Origin of the sequence: Acinetobacter sp. HR7 (assembly GCF_000773685.1) — a bacterium.
Lineage (GTDB): Bacteria > Pseudomonadota > Gammaproteobacteria > Pseudomonadales > Moraxellaceae > Acinetobacter > Acinetobacter thermotolerans.
In genome coordinates this window covers 1-736 of sequence record NZ_JPQO01000040.1, presented here as the reverse complement: position 1 = coordinate 736, position 736 = coordinate 1, and the positions used below count along the sequence as shown (strand labels likewise).

Here is a 736-nt window from a genome sequence, read left to right as displayed (position 1 = left end):
CAATGCTTTTGTGTTGATATTCCTGCTTCCAAAACAGCCTTATTACTCAATTTAAATTGAACCGTACCGGGTTTGTCGGAGAGTCAATATTCTGAGAGACTATTCCGATGAAAAAACCAAACTATACCCCCGAAATTAGAGAAAGAGCGGTTCAATTACTAATTGAATCTGAAAAAGATTATCCATCGAATTGGGCAGCAGTTTCCGCAATTGCTCCTAAAATTGGCTGTACTCCTGAAACACTACGTGTTTGGTATCAAAAATACTTAGATCAACAAAATCCCGCCAAAGTACAACAGGTATCTGACCAAGAAAAAATGAAGCAAATGGAACGTGAAATTAAAGAATTAAAACGTGCCAATGAAATTCTACGTAAAGCAGCCGCTTTTTTCGCCCAGGCGGAGCTCGACCGCCCACACAAATAATGGTGGATTTTATCCTTAACAATAAAGATCGATATGGTGTTGAGGCGATTTGTAGGATTTTACCGATCGCTGCTTCAACCTATTACCGGACTTTAGATCTCACAGTAAATCCAGAACATCGAGCGAAACGAGATTTACATGACTTGCAGCATGCTGAGGAGATTAAGCGAATTTGGAAAGAAAGTTCAGGTCGATACGGTGTGCGTAAGGTCTGGCAACAACTGAAACGTGAAGGCTATGTGATTGCACGTTGTACAGTTGCTCGATTGATGCTGAAGCTAGGTATACAAGGCGTTTGGGGCGGTAAGAAT

Annotated in this window: 1 pseudogene and 1 other annotated feature; the pseudogene reads left to right on the top strand. The window is 41.0% G+C overall.

The features are described 5' to 3' along the window. Positions 1–107: 107 nt before the first annotated feature. A pseudogene (locus GW12_RS15270) lies at positions 108–736 on the top strand (IS3 family transposase); the annotation flags it as partial. Further along, positions 383–499, top strand: a sequence feature (AL1L pseudoknot). It overlaps the preceding pseudogene by 117 nt.